The organism is Streptomyces sp. NPDC043854, assembly GCF_056436005.1.
The window spans coordinates 1-21,057 of the sequence record NZ_JBWKDK010000049.1 but is presented as its reverse complement, the minus strand read 5'-3'; the positions used below and the strand labels follow the sequence as shown (position 1 = coordinate 21,057).

The window sequence follows — 21,057 nt, the reverse complement described above, 5'->3', positions numbered from 1 at the left end:
CCCTGCTCCTTTGCCGGCCGGCGCGCGGAGCCCATCGGCTCCTCCGAGCGGCCTGCGGCGGCAGCCGGCTCTTCTGCGCTTTCTGGTCTCGACGTTAGGAATCAGGGGGCCTGGCCGGCGTCCCGCTGGGGAGCCGCCTTCGCGAATGGCTCTCAGGTATGACAGGGGCAACCTGAGAGCCAGGAAAGGCTGTTCGGCAGGCGGAGCGGATCATCCTCGCGGATGCATCCCCGAGGCGAAGGGGCAAGTTCCTTCGCAGGCCGCGGGCTTGCCTCCGTCGATCCGGCGACGGTCCGGCGCCGGCGGCCGGGAGTAGCCGCCGTTACGGTGGCGGGTGTGATCGACGACGACTGGCGCAACGACCGCATAGGCAGCGCGCACCGGGGTCAGAACCCGACCGTGCTGCGCCGCCTCGACCAGAGCTTCGCGGTGATCGGAGACCGGCAGTTCCTCCCCGGGTACTCGGTGCTGCTCACCGACGACCCGTCGGTGACCCGGCTCTCCGACCTGCCCCGGGCGCGCAGGACCGCGTACCTCGGCGACATGGAGCGGCTCGCCGAGGCCGTCGAGCGGGCCTGCCGACGCCTCGACCCGGCGTTCCGCCGGGTCAACATCGAGATCCTGGGCAACACCGACCCCTACCTCCACGCCCACATCTGGCCCCGCTACGACTGGGAGCCGGCCGACCGGGTCCGGCTGCCCGTCTGGCTGTACGAGGAGCAGTACTGGAGGGGGAGCGAGTACGAGCTCGGCCCCCGGCACGACGGGCTGCGGAGGGCCATCGGCGTGGAGCTCGACCGGCTGGGCGGCGGCGCGGAGGGCTGACCGCGCGGAGGCGGGGCCGGGCGGGCCGGGCGGGCCGGGCCGGGTTGGCCGGGCCGGGTTGGGCGGGCCGCGCCGGGTTCAGGTCCACGGGGTCGTTGCGACCCGGATGCCGAAGCCGATCAGGACCACCCCGGTCACCGGGTCGAGGGCGTTGCCGCCGAGGCCGGTGCGCCAGGTGCCGACGGTGTCGGACCGGGCGCCGGTGCCTTCGGGGGCGGGGCCCGTGCCCATTCCCTGCCCCCAGGCGGCGCAGGAACTGGAAGCCCAGGAAGCCCAGGAGGCCGACGCAGGCGGTGCCCGCGAGCTTCGCCACCGGGTGGATCTCGGCCGGGCGGCCGGCAGCGCGGCGAGGCCGCCGACGGTCGGCACGCCCCACAGGAGCAGGCCGGCGGTGATCCCCGCCACGGTGCGCAGGCCGCCGGCCGGCCCGGCCGCCCCGGACCGAGCGCGGCCGCGATGTCAGCGCCCGATCCGGGCCGGTGGCGTGGCCGGCTGTTCCGGGGCCCCGCCCCGGCCCCCGCGCCTCAACCGGCGGCGGGGCTGGTGCGCCGGCCGGGGTCCGCCGGGTCCGTCGGGGGCGGGAGGTTGTCCAGGGCGGTGGTGAGGCGGTCCAGGACGGCGACCGTTTCGCGGAAGGCGTCTTCGCCCAGGCGTTCCGCCAGGGCCGTGGCCAGGGCGGCGTGGCCCGGGTTGATGCGGGCGATCGCGGCGCGGCCCGCCTCCGTGGGGCGGAGGAGCTTCGCGCGCCGGTGTGCCGGGTTGGGTACGTATTCCGCCAGGCCCCGGGCGGCCAGCAGGTCCGCGACGCGCTGGACGCTCTGCCGGGTGATGCCCATGGCGCGGGCGATGCCCGCCACCGGCAGCGGTTCCTTCAGGACCGCGCCCAGGACCTGCCACCGCGCCGCCGTGAGCCCGGCCGGCCGGGCCAGTTCCTCCGACAGGGCGAGGAAGCGCCCGTTGAGCCCGAAGACGCCCAGGGCGGTGCGGCTGAGCAGGTCCTGGCGGGCGCGCAGCGAGAGCGGTTCCGGCGGTGCAGGGTCCGGCGGTGCCGGTGCCGGCGATGCCGGTGCCGGCTCAGGCATCGCCGCGCTCCGCCGCCGCCGCGAGGACCGGGAAGGCGCTCGCGTCCGAGTCGTGGAACAGGCGGTACCACGCGTCCAGGACGTCCGGCTTGTAGGTGCCCAGGCGGGCGAAGACCTCGCGGGCGAACGCCACGGGCTCCGTCGACCCCGCCGTGATCAGGTCGCCGTCCGTCACCGCGTCGGCCTCCACGTACCGCTCGGCGCCCGCGTATCCCGGCTGCTGCGCCAGGTACGCGGCGGCCGAGCTGGTGTGGGCGCGGTCGTCGAGCAGGCCCGCGCGGGCGAGCCCCGCCGTGGCGCCGCAGATCGCCGCGACCGGCACCCCGGCCGCCAGGAACTCCCGCGCCTTCGCCGCGAACGGCGCCAGCTCGTCGCCGGTGTCCCAGAGGGAGGCGCCCGTGAGGATCAGGAGCGACGAGTCCTCGGGCGAGAGGTCGGCGAGGGCCATGTCCGGCTGGATGCGGACGCCGCCCATGGTGGTGACCGGCCGGTCCGCCGCGGGGCCGACCGTACGGACCCGGTGGCCGCGCTGGGTCAGGTGCGCCGTGGTGTGGCCGGTCTCCCAGTCCGCGTACGTGTCGTAGACCGCCAGGTGGATGCGCTTCGTCATGCCTGCCTCCTCGCCGGAACGGGTATGACAGTAAGCTGTCACTCCGGTGCCATGCTGTCAATGGGCGGAGGTGGCGACAGACTGCCGAGGGGCGGGGCCAGGGTCCAGACAGTCCGCCGATGTCCCCTCCGGCCTGCGCACTCCTAGCGTGGCCGGATGACCCCTCACCTCCCGCTCGATGCGGACGGAGCCGCCGTCAAGGCCGCCGACCGCAAGCACGTCTTCCACTCCTGGTCCGCGCAGGAGCTCATCGACCCGCTGGCCGTCGCCGGGGCCGAGGGCTCCTACTTCCGGGACTACGACGGCAACCGCTACCTCGACTTCTCCTCCCAGCTGGTGAACACCAACATCGGCCACCAGCACCCCAAGGTCGTCGCCGCGATCCAGGAGCAGGCGGCCCGCCTGTGCACCCTCGCGCCCGGCTTCGCCGTCGACGTGCGCTCCGAGGCCGCCCGGCTCATCGCCGAGCGCACCCCCGGCGACCTGGACAAGGTGTTCTTCACCAACGGCGGCGCCGAGGCCGTCGAGAACGCGGTGCGCATGGCCCGGCTGCACACCGGCCGGCCCAAGGCGCTGTCCGCGTACCGCTCGTACCACGGCGCCACCGCCGCCGCGATCAACCTGACCGGCGATCCGCGCCGCTGGCCCTCCGACACCGGCGCCGCCGGGGTCGTGCACTTCTGGGGGCCCTTCCTCTACCGCTCCCCGTTCCACGCCGCCACCGAGGCCGAGGAGTGCGAGCGCGCCCTGCGCCACCTGGAGGACACCATCGCCTTCGAGGGGCCGGCCTCCATCGCCGCGATCATCCTCGAGACGGTCCCGGGCACCGCCGGGATCATGGTCCCGCCCGCCGGCTACCTGGCCGGCGTACGCGAGCTCTGCGACCGCCACGGCATCGTCTTCATCCTCGACGAGGTCATGGCCGGCTTCGGCCGCACGGGCACGTGGTTCGCCGCCGAGCACTGGGGCGTCACCCCCGACCTGATCACCTTCGCCAAGGGCGTGAACAGCGGCTACGTCCCCCTCGGCGGCGTCGCCATCTCCGCTGCCATCGCCGACACCTTCGCCACCCGCCCCTACCCCGGCGGGCTGACGTACTCCGGCCACCCCCTGGCCTGCGCCGCCGCCGTGGCGACCATCGCCACCATGGAGGAGGAGGGCGTCGTCGAGCACGCCGCCCACCTCGGGCAGAACGTGATCGGCCCGGCGCTCGCCGAGATCGCCGAACGGCACCCGTCGGTCGGGGAGGTCCGGGGCCTGGGCGCGTTCTGGGCCGTGGAGCTCGTACGGGACCGGGAGACCCGCGAGCCGCTGGTCCCGTACAACGCCGCGGGCGCCGACAACGCGCCGATGGCCGAGTTCGCGGCGGCCTGCAAGGCCTCGGGCCTGTGGCCGTTCGTCAACATGAACCGGGTCCACGTCGTCCCGCCGTGCACCATCACGGAGGCGGAGGCCAAGGAGGGCCTGGCGCTCCTCGACGAGGCGCTGACCGTCGCGGACCGGCACACCACGGCCGGCTGAGGGCCCGCCGCGGGGCCGTTACGGCGCCGCGGCGGGCCGGTACCGGGCGGTGCGTGATCTGTATGTACGTATAGATCCGTATAACGTCCGTGAATCGAACGGTTTCGGCCGCTCCGCCTGGCCTAAGGTGTCCGAAGTTCACCGAAGGAGACGGACCCTTATGCCAGGCGGCGCCGCTGTCACCCGCAACACACTTCGCCAGCAGATCGCGGACGCGCTGCGCGACGAGGTGCTGGCGGGACGCCTGCCTCCGGGCACCGAGTTCACGGTCAAGCAGATCGCGGAGCAGTACGGGGTCTCCGCGACCCCGGTCCGCGAGGCGCTCGTCGACCTGTCCGCCCAGGGCCTGCTGGAGTCGGTGCAGCACCGGGGCTTCCGCGTGCGTGTCTACAGCCTGGACGACTTCCGGGGGATGATCGAGGCCCGTACGCTCATAGTCGACGGGATCTTCCGGCGGCTCGTGGAGCGCGGCACAGCGCCCGGCTCAGGCGAAAAGCTGGTGTCGGTGCGCCGTCGGGCCGAGGAGGCGTGTCGGGCCGCACAGAGCGGCTCGCTCGAAGTGCTGATCGGCTACGACCTGCGCTTCTGGAGGGAGCTGAGCGGGCTGGTCGGCAACACGTACATCTCGGAGTTCCTGCACCGCATCCGCGTGCAGTGCTGGACCTTCGCCGTGCCGCACCTGAAGGCGGCACCGGACCTGCACGCCGGGCTGTGGTCGGGCCACAACGAGCTGGTCGACGCGGTGGTGCGGGCGGACGTCCACGAGGTACGCCGCCTCGTGCACGCCTACAACCAGCACAGCCTGGACTGGGCCGCGACGCTGAAGCCGGTCGCCCCGTGACCGGCCCGGGCGCGAACCAGAGCACGGGCACCGGCACCGCCACCGCCACCGCCACCGCCACCGGCGCGGCCACCGGCGCGGCCACCGACTCGGGTCCCCGGCGCGCGGCCGGCTCCGTCGGCCTGTCCGTCGTCATCCCCGCCCGCAGCGACGGGCACCGCATCGGCGCGACGGTCGCCGCCGTACGCGAGCACCTCGACGCCCGCTCGGGCACCGGGCCCGGCGACTGGGAGCTGGTCGTCGTCGACGACGGCTCCGCCGACGACACCGTGGCCGCCGCCGGAGCCGCGGCCTCCGGCGACCCGCGGATCCGGCTGATCTGCCTGGGCGAGCCCCGCGGCAAGGGCGCGGCGCTGCGCGCCGGGGTGGCGGCCACCGCCGGGCGGCGGGTGCTGCTGGCCGACGCCGGGCTCGGCACCCCGCTGGAGGAGCTGGACCGGCTCGAGCGGCTCCTCGACAGCGACAGCGCCAGCGACAGACACAGCGCCGAAGCCGGCGACAGCAACAGCAACAGCAACAGCGACACCGACGGCTCCGACACCGACGGCTCCGACACCGACGGCTCCGACACCGACGGCCCTGGTTCCCCCGCCGCCGTCCTCGGCCGGACCGGGAGCCGCCTCGTGCGGGCCCTCGGCGTGCCCGGGATCCCCGGGTTCCGCGCCGACACCTGCCGCTTCGCCCTCTTCGACGGGGACCGGGCGCGGGCCGCCTTCGCCGCCTCCACCCTCGACGGCCCGGCCGCCGACGCCGAGGTCACCCGCCTCCTGCGCCGCCGGGCCGGAGCCGGGGCCGTCGTCGAGGTCCCGGTGCGCCGCCGCGCCGCGGCGCGGGCCGACCGGCCGACGGCGCCGGCCCGCCGCAGCGCCGCCGAGCTGGGCGGGGCGTTCGGGGACCTGCTGCGCCTGAACGCCGGCGGCCTCACCGTCGCCGCCGTCTTCCTGGCGCTCTCCTTCTACGTCTTCCACGGCCTGTGGGCCGACCTCGACGGCCGCTACCTCAAGGACGCGCTCCAGGACCAGAACCAGTGGGAGTGGTTCGTCGGCGTCGCCACCGACAACATCACCCACCTGCGCAATCCGCTCTTCACCACCGCCCAGGGCATGCCCGACGGGGTGAACCTGATGGCCAACGCGACGATGCTCGGCCTGACCGTGCCGCTCATCCCGGTCACGCTGCTGTTCGGCGAGACCGTCACCTTCGCCCTGGTCCTCACCTTCGGCATGGCCGCCAGCGCCTGGACCTGGTACTGGCTGATCCGCCGCCGCTGCACGCCGAACCGCTGGGCGGCGGCCGTCGGCGGGGCGCTCGCCGCCTTCGCGCCGCCGATGGTCTCGCACGCCAACGGCCACCCCAACTTTGTCGTGCTCTTCATGCTCCCGCTGATCGTCGACCGGGCGCTGCGCCTCGCCGAGGGGCGGAACGTGGTCCGCGACGGCGTGCTGCTCGGGCTGTTCGCGGCGTACCAGATTTTCCTGGGCGAGGAGCCGCTGCTCATCGCCGCGCTCGGCATGCTGGTCTTCTGCCTCGCCTGGCCGGTCGTCGACCGCCGCCGCGCCCTCGCCGCCGCGCCCTCGCTCGCGCGGGGCCTGGCGATCGCCCTGGCCGTCTGCCTGCCGCTGCTGGCCTTCCCCCTCTACTGGCAGTTCCTCGGCCCGCAGAGCTACCACTCCGTCCTGCACGGGGACAACGCCGGCAACAGCCCGCTCGCCCTGATCGAGTACGCCGCCCGCTCCCTGTTCGGCGACGCCGAGACCGCGGGCCGCCTCTCGATGAACACCACCGAGCAGAACGCCTTCTACGGCTGGCCGCTGCTCGCCCTCGGCACGGTCGTGTGCGTGTGGCTGTGGCGGCGCCCCGCCGTCCGCGCGCTGGCCTTCACCGGAGCCGTGGCGCTGCTGCTGTCCCTCGGGCCGCGGGTGCCCGTACCGCACACCGACCTCGCGTTCCCCGGTCCGTGGGCGCTGCTCGGCAGGATGCCGCTGTTCGAGTCGGTGATCGAGGGCCGGGTGGCGATGGTGTGCGCGCCGATCCTGGGCATCCTGGTGGCCCTCGCGCTCGACCGGATCGCCACGGTGCGCACGCGCGAGCTGCGCACCGCCGGCGTGCTGGCGGTCGCGGCGGCGCTGGTCCCGATCCTGCCGCTGCCGCTGGCGGTACGGGACCGCGCGCCGGTGCCCGCGTTCATCACCTCGGGCGCCTGGAAGGGCTACGTCGGCCAGGGCGGGGTGCTCGTTCCGGTGCCGCTGCCCGACCCGGGCCAGGCCGACGCCCTGCACTGGCAGGTCGAGGCGGACTTCGGCTTCCGGCTCGCCGGGGGCTACTTCAACGGCCCGTGGGGGCCCGAGCGGATCGGGATCTACGGGGCCGCCCCGCGCCACCTGTCGAACCTGCTGCGGGACGTCCGCTACGGCGCCGCGCCGCCCGAGGTGACGCCGCAGTGGCGCGAGCAGGCCCGGCAGGACCTGGAGTTCTGGAAGGCGGGCGCGCTGGTGCTGCCGTTCCAGGACCGGTCGGACGAACTGAAGGACCTGATCAGCGAGCTGCTGGGGCAGCAGCCCGAGCAGGTGCTGGACGTGTGGGTCTGGCGGGTCGGCCCCCGGCCGGAGGCGGCCCCGGGTCCGGGCCCCGGCCCGGCGCGGCCGCAGCCGTAGCCGCCGTCGCAGGGCCGGCTTCGGCCGGGTTCTGCGCAGGCCTTCGCGGAGGGTGTCCGGCGCATTACGCTGGCGGCATCGGCGGCAACGACTGATCGGAGCCCGAGTGGCCTGTGACCTGTGGTTGGTCCCCCTTGTCGACGTGCTGTGCCACAGCCCCGACAACCCCTTCGCGGAAGAGATCGCCTCGTACGACAGGGCGCTGGGCGAGGCCGGACTGCCGTCCGTGCCGGTGTTCGCGTACATGCCGGGCCTCAGCGGCGACGTCGCCCCCGTCGCCGGCTTCGACTACGACGCCCTGCACTTCCTGCGGCGCGCTTACCTGCTCCAGGTCTGCGGGCTGCCGGTGACCCCGGTGGACGGGCTCGGCGGGGACTACGAGCAGCTGCTGGAGATGTTCGAGGCCACGGCGCAGCAGTCGCACCTGGTGTGGCACTACGACCACGCAGGGGCGTACGTCCCGGTGGACTTCGCGGCGCCGCTGGCGAACGAGGAGCTGCTGGCGGCGGGCGGGCCGCTGGGGTCGGCGCACGGTCTGCTGCGGGAGCTGGCGGTGGTGGCTCCGGCGATCGGAATCGATCCGGCGAACCCGCCGGTGGCTCCGGCTCCGCCGGGCCGGCCGACCGCGCTGGAGGAGCCGGCGGGTCCGGTTCCGTACGACGACAGCCCGTTCGCGCGGGAGCGGCACGTGTGGCTGGGCCTGCACGCGGCCGCGACCCGCAGCCTCGGACAGGGCTCGATGATCATCTTCAGCTGACCGGGTGCACGGGGCTGACGAGGGTGCACGGCCGGCGACCCGCACGGCAGGCGACCGGCACGGCAGGCGACCCGCACGGCCGGCGACCGGGGGCACGGCGGCCCGGGGCCGCGGGGCGGCCGGGGGTTCTGGAGGCCGCCCGGCCCCCGCGCCTCAGCGGGGTTGCTCGGGCGGCCGCTGCCGCGGCATGTTGGGCCGGGTCCCCGGCGGCAGCGGGAACCGCGCCGGCGGGGACCCGGCCTCGGCGCGGGGGGCGGGGCCGCCCAGCGACTGGAGGACCAGCGGCGCGGGCCCCGAGCCGAACTCCAGCATCCACTCGGCGGTCTCGGAGCGCACGAGCTCGGTCACGTCCTCCGAGAACCGCCGCAGCACCGTCAGGCAGCGCTCCGCGGCCTCGCTCGCCGTGCCCTCCGTGGGGCCCAGGACCTCCCGTACGTTCTCCGAGGCCCAGTCGAACTGGAGGGTCTGGAGCCGGCGCTGCACCGCCTGGGCCGTCGCGACGTCCCGCATCCAGCCCGAGGTCAGGCCGAAGAACCTGTCGCAGGCCACGCAGGCCGCGGCCAGCAGCAGCGAGAGGCAGCCGTACGTGGTGGCGCCGGGGACGGACCCGGTGAGCTCCAGCAGCGGCATCGCGGCGCCCACGACCGCACCCGTGGCGGCGCCCACCCGCAGGATCCGCGCCCCCCGGCGCTTCCATGCGCGGTCGGACATGTACCACGCCGCCGTGCGCAGCGCATCCGCCTCGACCCGCCGGTAGAGCTCGTCCAGCCGCTCGGCGGGCTCGCCCCAGTCCCCGAGGGGGAACGGTCCGCCGGTAAGATCGCCCGCCGCCATGGGCCCGCTGCCCTCCTCCCGGGATCCCGGGGAATCCCGGGGTTCCAGGGGATCCCGGGGTGGCCCCTCGGGCTGCATCTCCGGCTGGCTCACCCGGCACTCCCTCTGCCTGCGCTGACGTGTGGTGGTGCGCGTGTGCGCAATGATGCGCATGCTCTTCCTACCTTCGAATGACGGCCGATGGGCGGAGAATCCCCGGATTCCCGCTCGCAAGAAGGTCCCCATCAGCGACGCGCACGCCGGGCCACTCACTCGAAAGAGTTGGTCCTCACGGCGTAGGGCGCAGCGCGCGGTGAGCACGTAGGCTCGGATTGACCAAGCGTTCCGACGGTACGGAGTGAGTGACCTGTGTTTCCCGGTGGTGGACAGCCCAACATGCAGCAGCTGCTCCAGCAGGCGCAGAAGATGCAGCAGGACCTCGCGGCGGCCCAGGAGGAGCTGGCGCGCACCGAGGTGGAAGGCCAGGCGGGCGGCGGCCTCGTCAAGGCGACCGTCACCGGCTCCGGTGAGCTGCGCGCACTCGTGATCGACCCCAAGGCCGTGGACCCGGAGGACACCGAGACCCTGGCCGACCTGGTCGTCGCGGCCGTCCAGGCGGCCAACGAGAACGCCCAGGCGCTCCAGCAGCAGAAGCTGGGCCCCCTCGCCCAGGGCCTGGGCGGCGGCAGCGGCATCCCCGGCCTGCCGTTCTAGGCCCCGGCCCCCGACCCCGACCCCGACCCCCGCCGGCAGGCCCCCGCCCCGGACCTCCGGCCCCATCCCGCAGCAGCAGAGAAAGAAGGCAGTCCGTTGTACGAAGGCGTGGTCCAGGACCTGATCGACGAGCTGGGCAGGCTGCCCGGTGTCGGGCCCAAGAGCGCGCAGCGGATCGCCTTCCACATCCTCCAGGCGGAGCCGACCGACGTCCGGCGCCTCGCGCACGCGCTGCTGGAGGTCAAGGAGAAGGTCCGGTTCTGCGCCGTGTGCGGGAACGTGGCGCAGGAGGAGCGGTGCGGCATCTGCCGCGACCCGCGCCGCGACACCGCCGTGATCTGTGTGGTGGAGGAGCCGAAGGACGTGGTCGCCATCGAGCGGACCCGCGAGTTCCGGGGCAAATACCACGTCCTGGGCGGTGCGATCAGTCCGATCGAGGGCGTCGGCCCGGACGACCTGCGCATCCGCGAGCTGCTGGCGCGGCTCGCGGACGGCGAGGTGACCGAGCTGATCCTGGCCACCGACCCGAACCTGGAGGGCGAGGCCACGGCCACGTACCTCGCGCGCATGATCAAGCCCATGGGCCTGAAGGTCACCCGCCTGGCCAGCGGGCTCCCCGTCGGGGGAGACCTGGAGTACGCGGACGAGGTCACGCTCGGGCGGGCCTTTGAAGGAAGGCGACTTCTCGATGTCTGACGCAACGCTGCACGCCCTGGCCCAGGACCCGGACGACTTCGCCGTCCAGATCGCGGACCAGATCGAGTCGTTCATCGTCGCGGTCACCGAGGTGGCCAAGGGCGAGGACCCGGACAGCGCGGTGCCCTTCCTCCTGCTGGAGTTCTCCCAGCTGCTGCTGGCGGGCGGCCGGCTCGGCGCGTACCAGGACGTCCTGCCCGACGAGCGCTACGAGCCCGACCTCGGCCCGGAGCCGGACGTGGACGAGCTGCGCGAGCGGTTCGCGTACCTGCTCGAACCGGTCGACGTGTACTCCGAGGTCTTCGACCCGTACGAGCCGCGCAAGACGCCGGTCGCCCACCGGATCTCCGACGACATCGCCGACGTGGTGGCCGACCTGCGGCACGGACTGGCGCACTACCGGGCCGACCGGACGGCCGAGGCCCTGTGGTGGTGGCAGTTCTCGTACTTCTCCAACTGGGGCTCGACGGCCTCCGCGACGCTGCGCGCCCTCCAGTCGCTGGTCGCGCACGTACGCCTGGACCAGCCGCTGGCGGCCCTGGACGGGCTGGACACGGACGAGGACCTGGCCGAGGACGACCTCGCCGAGCAGGCCGGCCGGGTGATGGCCGAGGAGCTCGGTGCGATCGGCCGCCGACCCGCGCCGAGGCCGGTCGGCGAACGGTAGGAGCGCCCCTCCCGGCGGCGGAACCGATCATGGAGTGAACCGAATGTCTCATGATGCGGTACGCGTCGGTCGGATTGCGGGCGCTCGTTAGACTGGCCCGCGACCGCAGTACTGGATTTGAGCGAGGAGCGCACGTGGGCCTTGTCGTGCAGAAGTACGGAGGCTCCTCCGTAGCCGATGCCGAAGGCATCAAGCGCGTCGCCAAGCGGATCGTGGACGCCAAGAAGAACGGCCACCAGGTGGTCGTCGTGGTTTCCGCGATGGGCGACACGACGGACGAGCTGATCGATCTCGCCGAGCAGGTGTCGCCGATGCCTGCCGGACGTGAGTTCGACATGCTGCTGACCGCCGGAGAGCGGATCTCCATGGCGCTGCTGGCCATGGCGATCAAAAACCTGGGCCACGAGGCCCAGTCCTTCACCGGCAGCCAGGCAGGCGTCATCACCGACTCGGTCCACAACAAAGCGCGCATCATCGATGTCACGCCGGGCCGCATCCGCACCGCGCTGAACGAGGGCAACATCGCCATCGTCGCCGGCTTCCAGGGTGTGTCCGCCGACAGCAAGGACATCACCACCCTGGGCCGCGGCGGCTCGGACACCACCGCCGTCGCGCTCGCCGCGGCGCTGGACGCCGAGGTCTGCGAGATCTACACCGACGTCGACGGCGTCTTCACCGCCGACCCGCGCGTGGTGAAGAAGGCCCGGAAGATCGACTGGATCTCCTCCGAGGACATGCTGGAGCTCGCCGCCTCCGGCTCCAAGGTGCTGCTGCACCGCTGCGTGGAGTACGCGCGCCGTTACAACATCCCGATCCACGTCCGCTCGTCCTTCTCCGGACTGCCGGGCACCTGGGTCAGCAACGAGAAGCCCGAGTCGCAAGGGGACGAGCAGGTGGAGCACGCCATCATCTCCGGAGTCGCCCACGACGTCTCCGAAGCCAAGATCACCGTCGTCGGCGTCCCGGACAAGCCGGGCGAGGCCGCGGCCATCTTCCGCGCCATCGCGGACGCCGAGATCAACATCGACATGATCGTCCAGAACGTGTCCGCCGCGGCCACCGGTCTGACGGACATCTCCTTCACCCTCCCCAAGACCGAGGGCCACAAGGCCATCGACGCCCTGGAGAAGGCGAAGGCGCAGATCGGCTTCGACTCCCTGCGCTACGACGACCAGATCGGCAAGATTTCCCTGGTCGGCGCGGGCATGAAGACCCACCCGGGCGTCACCGCCTCCTTCTTCCAGGCGCTGTCCGACGCGGGCGTCAACATCGAGCTGATCTCCACCTCCGAGATCCGCATCTCGGTGGTGACCCGCCAGGACGACGTCAACGCCGCCGTCATCGCCGTCCACACCGCCTTCGGCCTCGACTCCGACAGTGACGAGGCAGTCGTCTACGGAGGCACCGGACGATGACCGGCGCCCGGTCCTCCCGCCCGGCGCTCGCCGTGGTCGGGGCGACCGGGGCGGTCGGAACGGTCCTGCTCCAGATCCTGTCCCGGCGGGCGGACGTCTGGGGCGACATACGCCTGATCGCCTCCGCGCGCTCGGCCGGCCGCATGCTGGCCGTCCGCGCGGAGGAGACCGAGGTGCTCGCCCTCACCGAGGACGCCTTCGAGGGCCTCGGTCACGGCGACGTCGTGATCTTCCTGACCCCGGCCGAGGTCTCGGCCCGCTGGGCGCCCGTCGCCACCGCGCGCGGGGCCGCCGTCGTCGACCGGTCCGCCGCTTTCCGCGAGGACCCCGAGGTACCGCTCGTGGTGCCCGAGGTCAACGCCGCGGCCGTACGGCACCGGCCGCGCGGGATCGTGGCCGGCCCGGACTGCGTCACCGCCGCGCTGACCGCCGCCCTGGGCGCCCTGCACGCCGAGTACGGGCTCGCCGACCTGACCGTGTCCTCGTACCAGGCCGCGAGCGCCGCCGGGCGGGCCGGCTCCGAGGCACTGCGCCGCCAGCTGTCGCTGGTCGCCGGGACCCCGCTGGGCGAGATGACCGGGGACGTGCGGCGCGCGGTCGGCGAGGACACCGGCCCCTTCGCGGGCCCGCTCGCGCTGAACGTCGTCCCGTGGTCCGGGCAGCTGGGCGAGGACGGCTGGTCCACCCACGAGCTGGCCGTACGGGCCCAGACCCGCCGGGTCCTCGGGCTGGAGGCGCTCCCGGTGGCGGTGACCTGCGTCCAGGTGCCCGTGCTGACCGGGCACTCGCTGAGCGTCCGGGCCCGGTTCGGCGCCCCGGTGGACGCCGGGCGGGCCCGTGAGGTGCTCCAGGCCGCACCGGGCGTGGTCGTCGTGGACGAACCGGCGGCGGGGGAGTTCCCGACCCCGGTGGACGCGGCGGGAACGGATCCGGCGTGGGTGGGGCGGCTGCGGGCCTCCCTCGACGACCCGCGCTCCCTCGAGTTCTTCGTGTGCGCCGACAACCTCCAGGGCGGCGCCGCCCTGAATGCCGCGCGGATCGCGGAACTGATCGCAGATGAATTCGCGTAATGCACTTTGTAGGATCAGGTGCTGATCCCTTGATCAAGGTGATGGCCTGACTGCCGCTGGACGGACGGGGGCAATCGGGAAGAACGAGTACGCATGAGGGCAATGAGGATGGTGCTGGCCGGTCCGCCTCGCGCGTACAACCCTGGTGGGGGGACGCGTGTCCAACTGGCGTGGCAGAGGCACTACTCGTACGCGACGGCGCACCGGTGCGCAGCACGGTCGCCGCACCGCCGCGCGGGCGCACCCGGACGTCCGGCGGGCTCCCGGTGATCGTCCCGATCCCGCCGACCGTGCCCCAGGCCGTGCCGCCCGCCTCCGCCCTGCCCGCCCTGCCGGCCCGGGGCGGACGCGTGCCCATGCCGCGCGGTAGCGCCGGACCCGCGGACCCCGACGCGAACGACGCGCCCGATGCGAACGACGCGGGCGAAGGGGACGGCGGGACCGGTGCGGAGGCCGCTGCCGCCCCACCGCCGGAGATCGTGGCCGGCACCACGGTCGACCACCTCACCGAGACCTACCAGGCCCACTACCGGTCGCTGCTGGGCCTGGCCGCCCTGCTCCTCGACGACACCGCCTCCTGCGAGGACGTCGTCCAGGAGGCGTTCATCCGCGTCCACTCGGCCCGCGGCCGGGTCCGGGACCGCGACAAGACGCTGGCGTACCTGCGGCAGACCGTGGTCAACCTCTCCCGCTCCGCGCTGCGCCGCCGCATCCTCGGCCTGAAGCTGCTGTCGAAGCCGATGCCCGACATGGCGAGCGCCGAGGAAGGCGCGTACGACCAGCTGGAACGGGACGACCTGATCAAGGCGATGCGCGGACTCCAGCGGCGCCAGCGGGAGGTGCTGGTGCTGCGGTACTTCGCGGACATGACCGAGGCCCAGGTCGCCGAGACCCTCGGCGTCTCGCTCGGCTCGGTGAAGGCGTACGGATCGCGGGGCATTGCCGCGCTGCGGGTGGCGATGGAGGCTCAGCAGTCATGATGGACGACCGCACGCGACCGGACGGGGCCGGCGAGGAGCAGGAGCTGCGGAGCCTGCTGCACGCCGCCGTCGGGGGGCTGGAGCCCTCCGACGGCGCCCTGGACCGCCTGAGGTCCGCCGTCCCCGCCCGCCGGGCCCGCAAGCGGCGGGCCCTCGTCGCCGCCGCCGCGGCCGCGCTGCTGGCCGGCACCGCCCTGCCCACCGCCCTGCACCTGGGCATCGCGGGCGGCGACGGCAGCATCAGCGACCACTCCGCCATGGCCGGACACGGCGAGGACGCCGACACCTCGGCGGGCGCGGGCGGCCACGGCCACGACCACACCGGGGCGGGCCACCACCCCGATCGGCCCAAGGACGCCGACGCCGGCCGCGGAGGCAGCAGCGGCACCGCCGCCGGCACGGGCCCCACGGCCGCGGGCTCCCCGACCGGCGGCGGCACGGCCGACCCCTCCGCCGGCGGGCCGGGCGGCGCGGCCGGGGGCACCGGCGGCCCGATGCCGCCCGTGGCGTCCCCCGCAGTGCCCGGGTGCAGCGCCGACCAGCTCGGGGTGCAGGCCGGCGCCCGCGCCCCGGAGGCCGACGGGAAGGTGTACGGCAGCTTCAAGGTCACCAACGTCTCGGCCCGCGGCTGCAGCGTCGCCGGCCCCGACACCGTGACCGCGGCCTCCGTGAGCTCCTCCGCGCCCGACGGGACCTCGGGGGTCACCGTGGTCGGCCACACCGCGGGGGACGCGGCCCCCGGGCTGCCCGACCCGTCCGTGGAGGCGCCGTCGCTGGTGCTCCAGCCGTACGCGGCGTACGAGGTCCGCTTCGCCTGGGTGCCCTCGGGCATGTCCTGCCCGGCGGCCACCCCCGGCCCGGCGTCGCAGTCCCCGGCGGGCAGCGCGCCGCAGGAGCAGGGCTCGGCGGACGGCACGGCCGCGGCCGACCCGGTGGCCCAGCCCGGCAGCCCGGCCGCGGACACCAGCGGCGTGGCGGTGTCCCACACCCCGGCCACGGCGGTGCCGGGCGCGCCGGCGCCGACCACCCGGACGACGATCCCGGCGGCCTGCGGGGGCACGCTCTACCGGACGGGCGTCATTCCGCTGGACGCGTCACAGAAGCCCTGACCGGGGCCTCCGGGGCCTCCGGCGCCGGCGTCGCGGCGGCGGGCGCGTCGGCCTCACCGGACCCGGCGGCAGCAGCGTCGCCCCCGGCGGCCGGGGCGGCCTGCGGCAGCAGCCCCGCCTCTGCGTCGCGCAGGGTCTCCACCTCCCGGCGGTACAACCGGAACCACATGAACAGCACGAACGCGGCGAAGACGAACCACTCGCCGGTGTAGCCCAGGTTCTGGAAGGCCTTCAGGTCCAGCCCGGTGTTGCTCGGCGCCTTCGCGGGCACCGGCGTCAGCCCGTCCGCCGGGGTCTGCACCGTCAGCCAGGCGTCGTACAGCTCGTACGGCACCAGGTTCACCAGCGAGGCCGCCCCGATCACCCCGAGCTGCCCGGCCGGCAGCCCGCCCTGGGAGTGCACGCCCTTGCTGGTGGAGGTCTCCGAGGCCTGCAGGGCCCCCGCCACCTCGACCTGCCCGGACGGCGCGGCCGGTGCCCGGCCGGGGTCCGCCGTGCCCGGCAGCCAGCCCCGCACCACCGGGAGGGCCTTGCCGGAGTCGGTCTTCAGCAGGGTCAGGACGTAGAAGCCGGCCTTCCCGTCGAGCCGCCGCTCGGGGACCAGCAGTTGGTCGGCGTACTGCCCGGAGACGGTGGCCAGGCGGCCGGAGGTCCTCTTGTCCACCGGCAGCAGCGAGTCCAGCGGCGCGGCCGCTTCCTCGCCGGGGCGCGCCGCGGCCGCCTGCCGGTGGGTGTCGACGCGGTCCTCGAACCGGCCGAGCTGCCAGGTCCCCATGAGCAGGCAGACGGGAACGGCCAGCGTGACGAAGACGTTGATCCCCCACCAGCGCGGGGTCAGGAGAAACCGGTGCACCCCACCACCGTACGGGGGGTGCACCGCGATCACGGTGGCGGGGGTTCGCCGCCTTTGCCGCACATCCCCGGGATCAGCGGGGCACGTGCTTCAGCGCGAAGTCGATCTCCATCCTGACCTGCTTGATCCGCTCCTCCACCACGAGCGAGCCGTGCCCGGCGTCGTACCGGTACACCTCGTGCACCGCGCCGCGCGCCGCCAGCCGGTCGACGTAGTTGTCGATCTGCCGGATCGGGCAGCGCGGGTCGTTCACGCCCGCCGCGATGTGCACCGGGGCCCGCACCGCGTCCACGTAGGTGAGCGGGGAGGACGCCGCGTAGCGCTCCGGAACCTCCTCCGGCGTGCCGCCGAACAGGGTGCGGTCCAGGGCCTTCAGCGCCTCCATCTCGTCGTGGAACGCGGCCACGTAGTCGGCGACCGGTACGGCGGCCAGCCCCACCGCCCAGGCCTCCGGCTGCATGCCCAGGCCCAGCAGCGTCAGGTACCCGCCCCACGAGCCGCCCGAGAGCACCAGCCGGGCCGGGTCGGCCAGGCCCGAGGCCACCGCCCACGCGCGGACCGCGGTGATGTCCTCCAGCTCGATCAGCCCGACCCGGTGCTTGAGGGCGTCGGTCCACTCGCGGCCGTACCCCGTCGAGCCCCGGTAGTTGACCCGGACCACCGCGAAGCCGTGGTCCAGCCAGGCCGCCGGGCCGGCCGCGAAGGCGTCGCAGTCGTGCCAGGCCGGACCGCCGTGCACCTCGAACACGGTGGGGAAGGGCCCCTCGCCGTGGCCGACGGGCCGCTGCGCGAGCGCGTGGATCCGCCCGCCCGGGCCCTCGACCCACACGTCCTCCACCGGGACCGAGCCGGGCGGCCGGAAGCCCGGCGGCTCCAGCACCACCCCGCCCGCCGTCGACCGGATCGCCGAGGGCTCGGCCGCCGAGGACCACTGGTACTCGACCGTTCCGTCGGGCCGCGCCGTCGCACCCGAGACCGTGCCGGGCGGCGTCTCCACCCGGGCCAGCTCCCGCGCGGCCAGGTCGTAGCGCCACAGCTCGCTGCGCGCCTCGAAGCTGTGCTCGACGAGCAGCGCCGAGCCGTCCGGGTACCACTCGGCGCTCACGTCGCCCGGCAGGTCCAGCAGCAGCTCCTGCTCGGCGCCGGTGGCCACGTCCCACACCATCGGCTCCCAGCGGCCGCGCCGCTGGTGGCCGACGAGCAGCCGGGTGTCGCCGGCGACCGGGGCGAAGCCGAGGATCTCCAGGCCCAGCTCCACGGTGCCGCCCCGGGAGTCGTCCAGCTCCGCGACCGCGGTGCCGTCGAGGGTGACCACGCGCAGGGCCGAGTGCATGGCGTCGCCGTGCTCGGTGTGCTCGATCGCGATCAGCGTCCCGTCCCGGGACAGGTCGCCGACGCCCGCCGACTCGCGGTGCCGGTACACCTCCACCGGCTCCGCGCAGCCCGGCCGCACCACGTGGACGGTCGAGCCCTCCTCGTCGGTGGACCGGCCCACGACGGCCGTCCCGTCCCGGCCGATGGCGAGCCCGGCCGGGTACGAGGGCTTCAGACCGGGGGTGGCCGGCTCGTCGGGGCCGCCCGCGAAGGGCTGGCGGACCCAGGTGCCGAACTCGTCGCCATCGGTGTCGGAGAACCACCAGATCCACTCCCCGTCCGGGGAGAGGGTTCCGTCGGTGGTGCCGTTGGGCCGGTCCGTGGCCTGCCGCTGGGTGCCGGTCGCGCGGTCCCAGGCGTACAGCTCGTAGGTCCCCGTCGCGTTGGAGACGAACAGCGAGCGGTCCGGGGCGTCCTCGGCCCACTCGGGCAGTGCGACGCGCGGCGCGCGGAAGCGCTTCTCCCAGTCGGGCATGCCTGTGGCCGTGTTGTCAGTCATACCCCTATGTAACCCGATCGGGTGCGGCGGACCGCCGGCCGCGGCTGCGGATGCCGCCCGCCCCGAACGGGAGGACAGTGGAGGACGTACGCCCCCGCGATGCCGGAGGAGGAGTCGGTCATGGCCAAGAAGACGCGTGCCGGTACGGCACAGGCCGCGGAGCGCGAGCACGAGCGGGCGAAGAACACGGCCGCCGAGGCCCGCGCCAAGTCCGCGGTCCGCGATGCGCAGTCCCTGTCGGCAAAGACGAGAGGCATGCAGCAGAAGGCCCAGGCCAAGCGCGGCTGACCCGCTGACCACCTGACGCGCTGACCGGCTGACCCGCTGACCGGCTGACCTGCCGGGCCCTACGCTGGCCCCATGCGGATGACCGTCCGGGGCGCCCGGCTGCTGCACGCCGACCGCCCCGGTGTGCTGCGCCCCGGCCTGTACGAGGTCCGGGTCGGCCCGGACGGCAGGATCGCCCGGATCGCCCCGGACCACGGCCCCGCGGACCCGTCGCGGCCGCCGCCCGCCGGCGTGCTCCTCGAGGCGGATGGCGGGCTGCTCACCGCCCCCTTCGTCGAACCGCACATCCACCTGGACACCGCCCTGACCGCCGGGGACCCGCGCCCCAACACCTCCGGCACCCTCTGGGAGGGCATCGCCTGCTGGAGCGCCCGCAAACGCACCCTGACCCGCGAGGACGTCGTCGCCCGGGCCACCGAGGTGCTGCGCTGGCAGGCCGCCCAGGGCGTACTGCACGTGCGGACCCACTGCGACGTCACCGACCCGCAGCTCACCGCGCTGGACGCGCTGCTGGAGGTCCGCGACCGGGTCCGGGAGTTCATGACCCTCCAGATCACCGCCTTCCCCCAGGAGGGCATCCTCTCCTTCCCCGGCGGCGAGGCGCTGCTGCGCGAGGCCGTGGACCGCGGCGCGGACGTCGTCGGGGCGATCCCGCACTTCGAGGACACCCGCGAGGACGGGGTCGCGTCCCTGGGCATCGCCTTCGCCGTCGCCGAGGAGCACGGCCTGCGCGTCGACGCCCACTGCGATGAGATCGACGACGAGCAGTCCCGGTTCGTGGAGGTGCTGGCCGCGCTCGCCCTGCGCTCGGGGCTGCGGGAGCGCGCGACCGCCTCGCACACGACGGCGATGGGCTCCTACGGGGGCGCGTACAGCGTCAAACTCCAGGGGTTGCTGGCCCGTTCCGGGATCGGCCTGGTCGCCAACCCGTTCGCCAACCTCAACCTCCAGGGCCGCTTCGACGCCTACCCCAAGCGGCGCGGCCTCACCCAGGTCAAGGAGATGCTGGCCGCCGGCGTCAACGTGGCCTTCGGACACGACGACGTGATGGACCCGTGGAACCCGCTGGGCACCGCCAACCCGCTCCAGACCGCCCTCGTCGGCCTGTACGCCGCCCAGCTGACCGGCGCGGACGAGATCCCCGTGGCGTACTCGATGGTGACCGACCGCGCCGCGCGCATCCTGGGGCTGACCGCCCCCGAGTACGGCATCGCCGAGGGCGCGGCCGGATCCTTCGTCGTACTGCCCGCGCCCACTCCCCAGGAGGCGCTCCGCCGCCAGGTCCGGCCCCGGTACGTCGTGGCGCACGGCAGGCTCGTCGCCGAGACGCCGCCGGCGCCGACCCTGCTGTCCTGGCCGGGCGAGGCCCCGGCGGAGGTCGACTTCGGCCGTCCCTCCCGTCAATCCCCGTGAGCACACGGATACGTGACACCGTGTCGGGCCGGGCCGCCCTGGAGATCGCATCGGAGTACGCCGGCGCCGCCCTGCTTGCGGCCGACCCGCTCGACCGCGGGTGGGCGTAGGCTCGCGGCCATGCGCGTACGCCTGCACCAGATCGTCGTGGACTGCCGGGAGCCGGGGAAGCTGGTGCGGTTCTGGGCGCGACTGCTGGAGGTCGAGCCGGTCGACCGGGCCCGCGGCTGGTCGCACGTGGAGCTGCCCGGGGTGGCGCGGCTGGCGTTCCAGCCGGTGCCCGAGGGCAAGGCGAGGAAGAACCGGCTGCACCTCGACCTCGCGGTCGACGACGTCACCGCCGCCGCGGCGCTGGCCGTGGGGCTGGGAGCCGCGGCGGTCGGCGCCCCGGTCACCGACGACCAGGGCTCCTTCCAGGCGATGCGCGACCCGGAGGGCAACGAGTTCTGCTTCGTCACCGGCTGACCGCGCGCCCCTGACCTCGGCCCGGCGCCCGTTTGTCCGTGTTCGCCCCCACGCCGTCCTGCGGGAGGAGTTCGCCGGCCAGCTCCGACACGGCGACCGTGAACCGGCGGGCCTGCTCCTCGCCCAGGTGGCCGAGGCCGCCGAGGACGAAGTAGCCGGGCCGGGCGTCCAGATGACGCCACACCAGGTCGCGCACGGTGACGCCGACGACGTGGCCGCGGTCCGCGTACCGTTCGGCGTACCAGTCGCCGCCGTCGTCCGCGGCCATGAGGGCCAGGGCCTGTCGGGGGGGGGGGGGGGGGGGGGGGGGGGGGGGGGGGGGGGGGGGGGGGGGGGGGGGGGGGGGGGGGGGGGGGGGGGGGGGGGGGGGGGGCGGGAGGGGGGGGGGGGGAGGAGGTAGTAGGAACGGGG

22 protein-coding genes are annotated in these 21,057 nt (G+C 74.4%); 15 read left to right on the top strand and 7 right to left on the bottom strand.

Annotated elements, in window-relative coordinates:
* The first annotated feature begins 339 nt into the window (after positions 1–339).
* Positions 340–825 carry an HIT family protein gene (locus tag AC068A_RS30525; RefSeq protein ID WP_478589518.1) on the top strand — a complete coding sequence of 162 codons (486 nt, stop codon included), beginning with the start codon at positions 340–342 and terminating at the stop codon, positions 823–825.
* A gap of 78 nt (positions 826–903) precedes the next feature.
* On the opposite strand, the gene AC068A_RS30520 is transcribed toward AC068A_RS30525, so the two are convergent.
* The 3 genes from AC068A_RS30520 to AC068A_RS30510 form a co-directional block, all read right to left on the bottom strand.
* Complete coding sequence (locus AC068A_RS30520) at positions 904–1,056, bottom strand: hypothetical protein (protein WP_478589498.1); 153 nt, start codon at positions 1,054–1,056, stop codon at positions 904–906.
* Positions 1,057–1,349: 293 nt separating this feature from the next.
* A complete protein-coding gene (locus tag AC068A_RS30515; RefSeq protein ID WP_478589497.1) occupies positions 1,350–1,907 on the bottom strand; it encodes a MarR family winged helix-turn-helix transcriptional regulator in 558 nt (185 codons plus the stop codon).
* Positions 1,900–2,517: a DJ-1/PfpI family protein gene (locus AC068A_RS30510; protein ID WP_478589496.1), complete on the bottom strand. Its 618-nt coding sequence runs from the start codon at positions 2,515–2,517 to the stop codon at positions 1,900–1,902. Before AC068A_RS30510 ends, AC068A_RS30515 begins: the two co-directional genes overlap by 8 nt.
* A 156-nt stretch (positions 2,518–2,673) precedes the next feature.
* Here AC068A_RS30510 and AC068A_RS30505 point away from each other — a divergent pair, with 156 nt between their 5' ends.
* From AC068A_RS30505 to AC068A_RS30490, 4 genes are all read left to right on the top strand, one after another.
* Positions 2,674–4,038 carry an aminotransferase class III-fold pyridoxal phosphate-dependent enzyme gene (locus AC068A_RS30505; protein WP_478589495.1) on the top strand — a complete coding sequence of 455 codons (1,365 nt, stop codon included), beginning with the start codon at positions 2,674–2,676 and terminating at the stop codon, positions 4,036–4,038.
* Between the two features lie 160 nt (positions 4,039–4,198).
* Positions 4,199–4,879: a GntR family transcriptional regulator gene (locus AC068A_RS30500; protein WP_478589494.1), complete on the top strand. Its 681-nt coding sequence runs from the start codon at positions 4,199–4,201 to the stop codon at positions 4,877–4,879.
* Positions 4,876–7,533 (top strand): glycosyltransferase, encoded by a 2,658-nt coding sequence (locus AC068A_RS30495; protein WP_478589493.1) that lies wholly within the window; start codon positions 4,876–4,878, stop codon positions 7,531–7,533. The genes AC068A_RS30500 and AC068A_RS30495 overlap by 4 nt, the downstream gene beginning before the upstream one ends.
* 106 nt (positions 7,534–7,639) lie before the next feature.
* The gene (locus AC068A_RS30490) at positions 7,640–8,290 is read left to right on the top strand and encodes a hypothetical protein (protein WP_478589492.1); all 651 of its coding nucleotides are present in this window, start codon (positions 7,640–7,642) and stop codon (positions 8,288–8,290) included.
* A gap of 153 nt (positions 8,291–8,443) precedes the next feature.
* Here the strand turns inward: AC068A_RS30490 and AC068A_RS30485 are convergent, their stop codons facing one another.
* A complete protein-coding gene (locus AC068A_RS30485; RefSeq protein ID WP_478589491.1) occupies positions 8,444–9,217 on the bottom strand; it encodes an SLATT domain-containing protein in 774 nt (257 codons plus the stop codon).
* A gap of 255 nt (positions 9,218–9,472) precedes the next feature.
* On the opposite strand from AC068A_RS30485, the gene AC068A_RS30480 reads away from it, so the two are divergent.
* The 7 genes from AC068A_RS30480 to AC068A_RS30450 all read left to right on the top strand — a co-directional run bounded on the left by AC068A_RS30480 (position 9,473) and on the right by AC068A_RS30450 (position 15,754).
* Positions 9,473–9,817, top strand: coding sequence for a YbaB/EbfC family nucleoid-associated protein (locus tag AC068A_RS30480; protein WP_360632362.1), 345 nt, complete (start codon positions 9,473–9,475; stop codon positions 9,815–9,817).
* Between the two features lie 96 nt (positions 9,818–9,913).
* Positions 9,914–10,513, top strand: coding sequence for a recombination mediator RecR (gene recR / locus AC068A_RS30475; protein WP_478589490.1), 600 nt, complete (start codon positions 9,914–9,916; stop codon positions 10,511–10,513).
* Complete coding sequence (locus AC068A_RS30470) at positions 10,506–11,180, top strand: DUF5063 domain-containing protein (protein WP_478589489.1); 675 nt, start codon at positions 10,506–10,508, stop codon at positions 11,178–11,180. Before recR ends, AC068A_RS30470 begins: the two co-directional genes overlap by 8 nt.
* A gap of 134 nt (positions 11,181–11,314) precedes the next feature.
* Positions 11,315–12,595, top strand: a complete 1,281-nt coding sequence (locus AC068A_RS30465) for an aspartate kinase (protein ID WP_478589488.1) — start codon at positions 11,315–11,317, stop codon at positions 12,593–12,595.
* The gene (locus AC068A_RS30460) at positions 12,592–13,665 is read left to right on the top strand and encodes an aspartate-semialdehyde dehydrogenase (protein ID WP_478589487.1); all 1,074 of its coding nucleotides are present in this window, start codon (positions 12,592–12,594) and stop codon (positions 13,663–13,665) included. Before AC068A_RS30465 ends, AC068A_RS30460 begins: the two co-directional genes overlap by 4 nt.
* Positions 13,666–13,835: 170 nt before the next feature.
* A complete protein-coding gene (locus tag AC068A_RS30455) occupies positions 13,836–14,645 on the top strand; it encodes a SigE family RNA polymerase sigma factor (protein WP_478589486.1) in 810 nt (269 codons plus the stop codon).
* Positions 14,642–15,754, top strand: coding sequence for a hypothetical protein (locus AC068A_RS30450; protein ID WP_478589485.1), 1,113 nt, complete (start codon positions 14,642–14,644; stop codon positions 15,752–15,754). The genes AC068A_RS30455 and AC068A_RS30450 overlap by 4 nt, the downstream gene beginning before the upstream one ends.
* Here AC068A_RS30450 and AC068A_RS30445 read toward each other — a convergent pair.
* Together AC068A_RS30445 and AC068A_RS30440 are read right to left on the bottom strand one after the other, a co-directional pair.
* Positions 15,723–16,607, bottom strand: coding sequence for an SURF1 family protein (locus AC068A_RS30445; protein WP_478589484.1), 885 nt, complete (start codon positions 16,605–16,607; stop codon positions 15,723–15,725). The two genes, AC068A_RS30450 and AC068A_RS30445, sit on opposite strands and share 32 nt — an antisense overlap.
* Before the next feature lie 73 nt (positions 16,608–16,680).
* Complete coding sequence (locus AC068A_RS30440; RefSeq protein ID WP_478589483.1) at positions 16,681–18,480, bottom strand: S9 family peptidase; 1,800 nt, start codon at positions 18,478–18,480, stop codon at positions 16,681–16,683.
* 120 nt (positions 18,481–18,600) lie between these two features.
* On the opposite strand from AC068A_RS30440, the gene AC068A_RS30435 reads away from it, so the two are divergent.
* The 3 genes from AC068A_RS30435 (at position 18,601) to AC068A_RS30425 (ending at position 20,646) form a co-directional block, all read left to right on the top strand.
* Positions 18,601–18,768 carry a hypothetical protein gene (locus AC068A_RS30435; protein WP_478589482.1) on the top strand — a complete coding sequence of 56 codons (168 nt, stop codon included), beginning with the start codon at positions 18,601–18,603 and terminating at the stop codon, positions 18,766–18,768.
* Positions 18,769–18,840: 72 nt separating this feature from the next.
* Positions 18,841–20,181, top strand: a complete 1,341-nt coding sequence (codA, locus tag AC068A_RS30430) for a cytosine deaminase (RefSeq protein WP_478589481.1) — start codon at positions 18,841–18,843, stop codon at positions 20,179–20,181.
* 120 nt (positions 20,182–20,301) lie between these two features.
* Positions 20,302–20,646 carry a VOC family protein gene (locus tag AC068A_RS30425; RefSeq protein ID WP_478589480.1) on the top strand — a complete coding sequence of 115 codons (345 nt, stop codon included), beginning with the start codon at positions 20,302–20,304 and terminating at the stop codon, positions 20,644–20,646.
* On the opposite strand, the gene AC068A_RS30420 is transcribed toward AC068A_RS30425, so the two are convergent.
* Positions 20,636–20,914 (bottom strand): hypothetical protein, encoded by a 279-nt coding sequence (locus tag AC068A_RS30420; RefSeq protein WP_478589479.1) that lies wholly within the window; start codon positions 20,912–20,914, stop codon positions 20,636–20,638. The genes AC068A_RS30425 and AC068A_RS30420 overlap by 11 nt on opposite strands.
* Positions 20,915–21,057 lie beyond the last annotated feature (143 nt).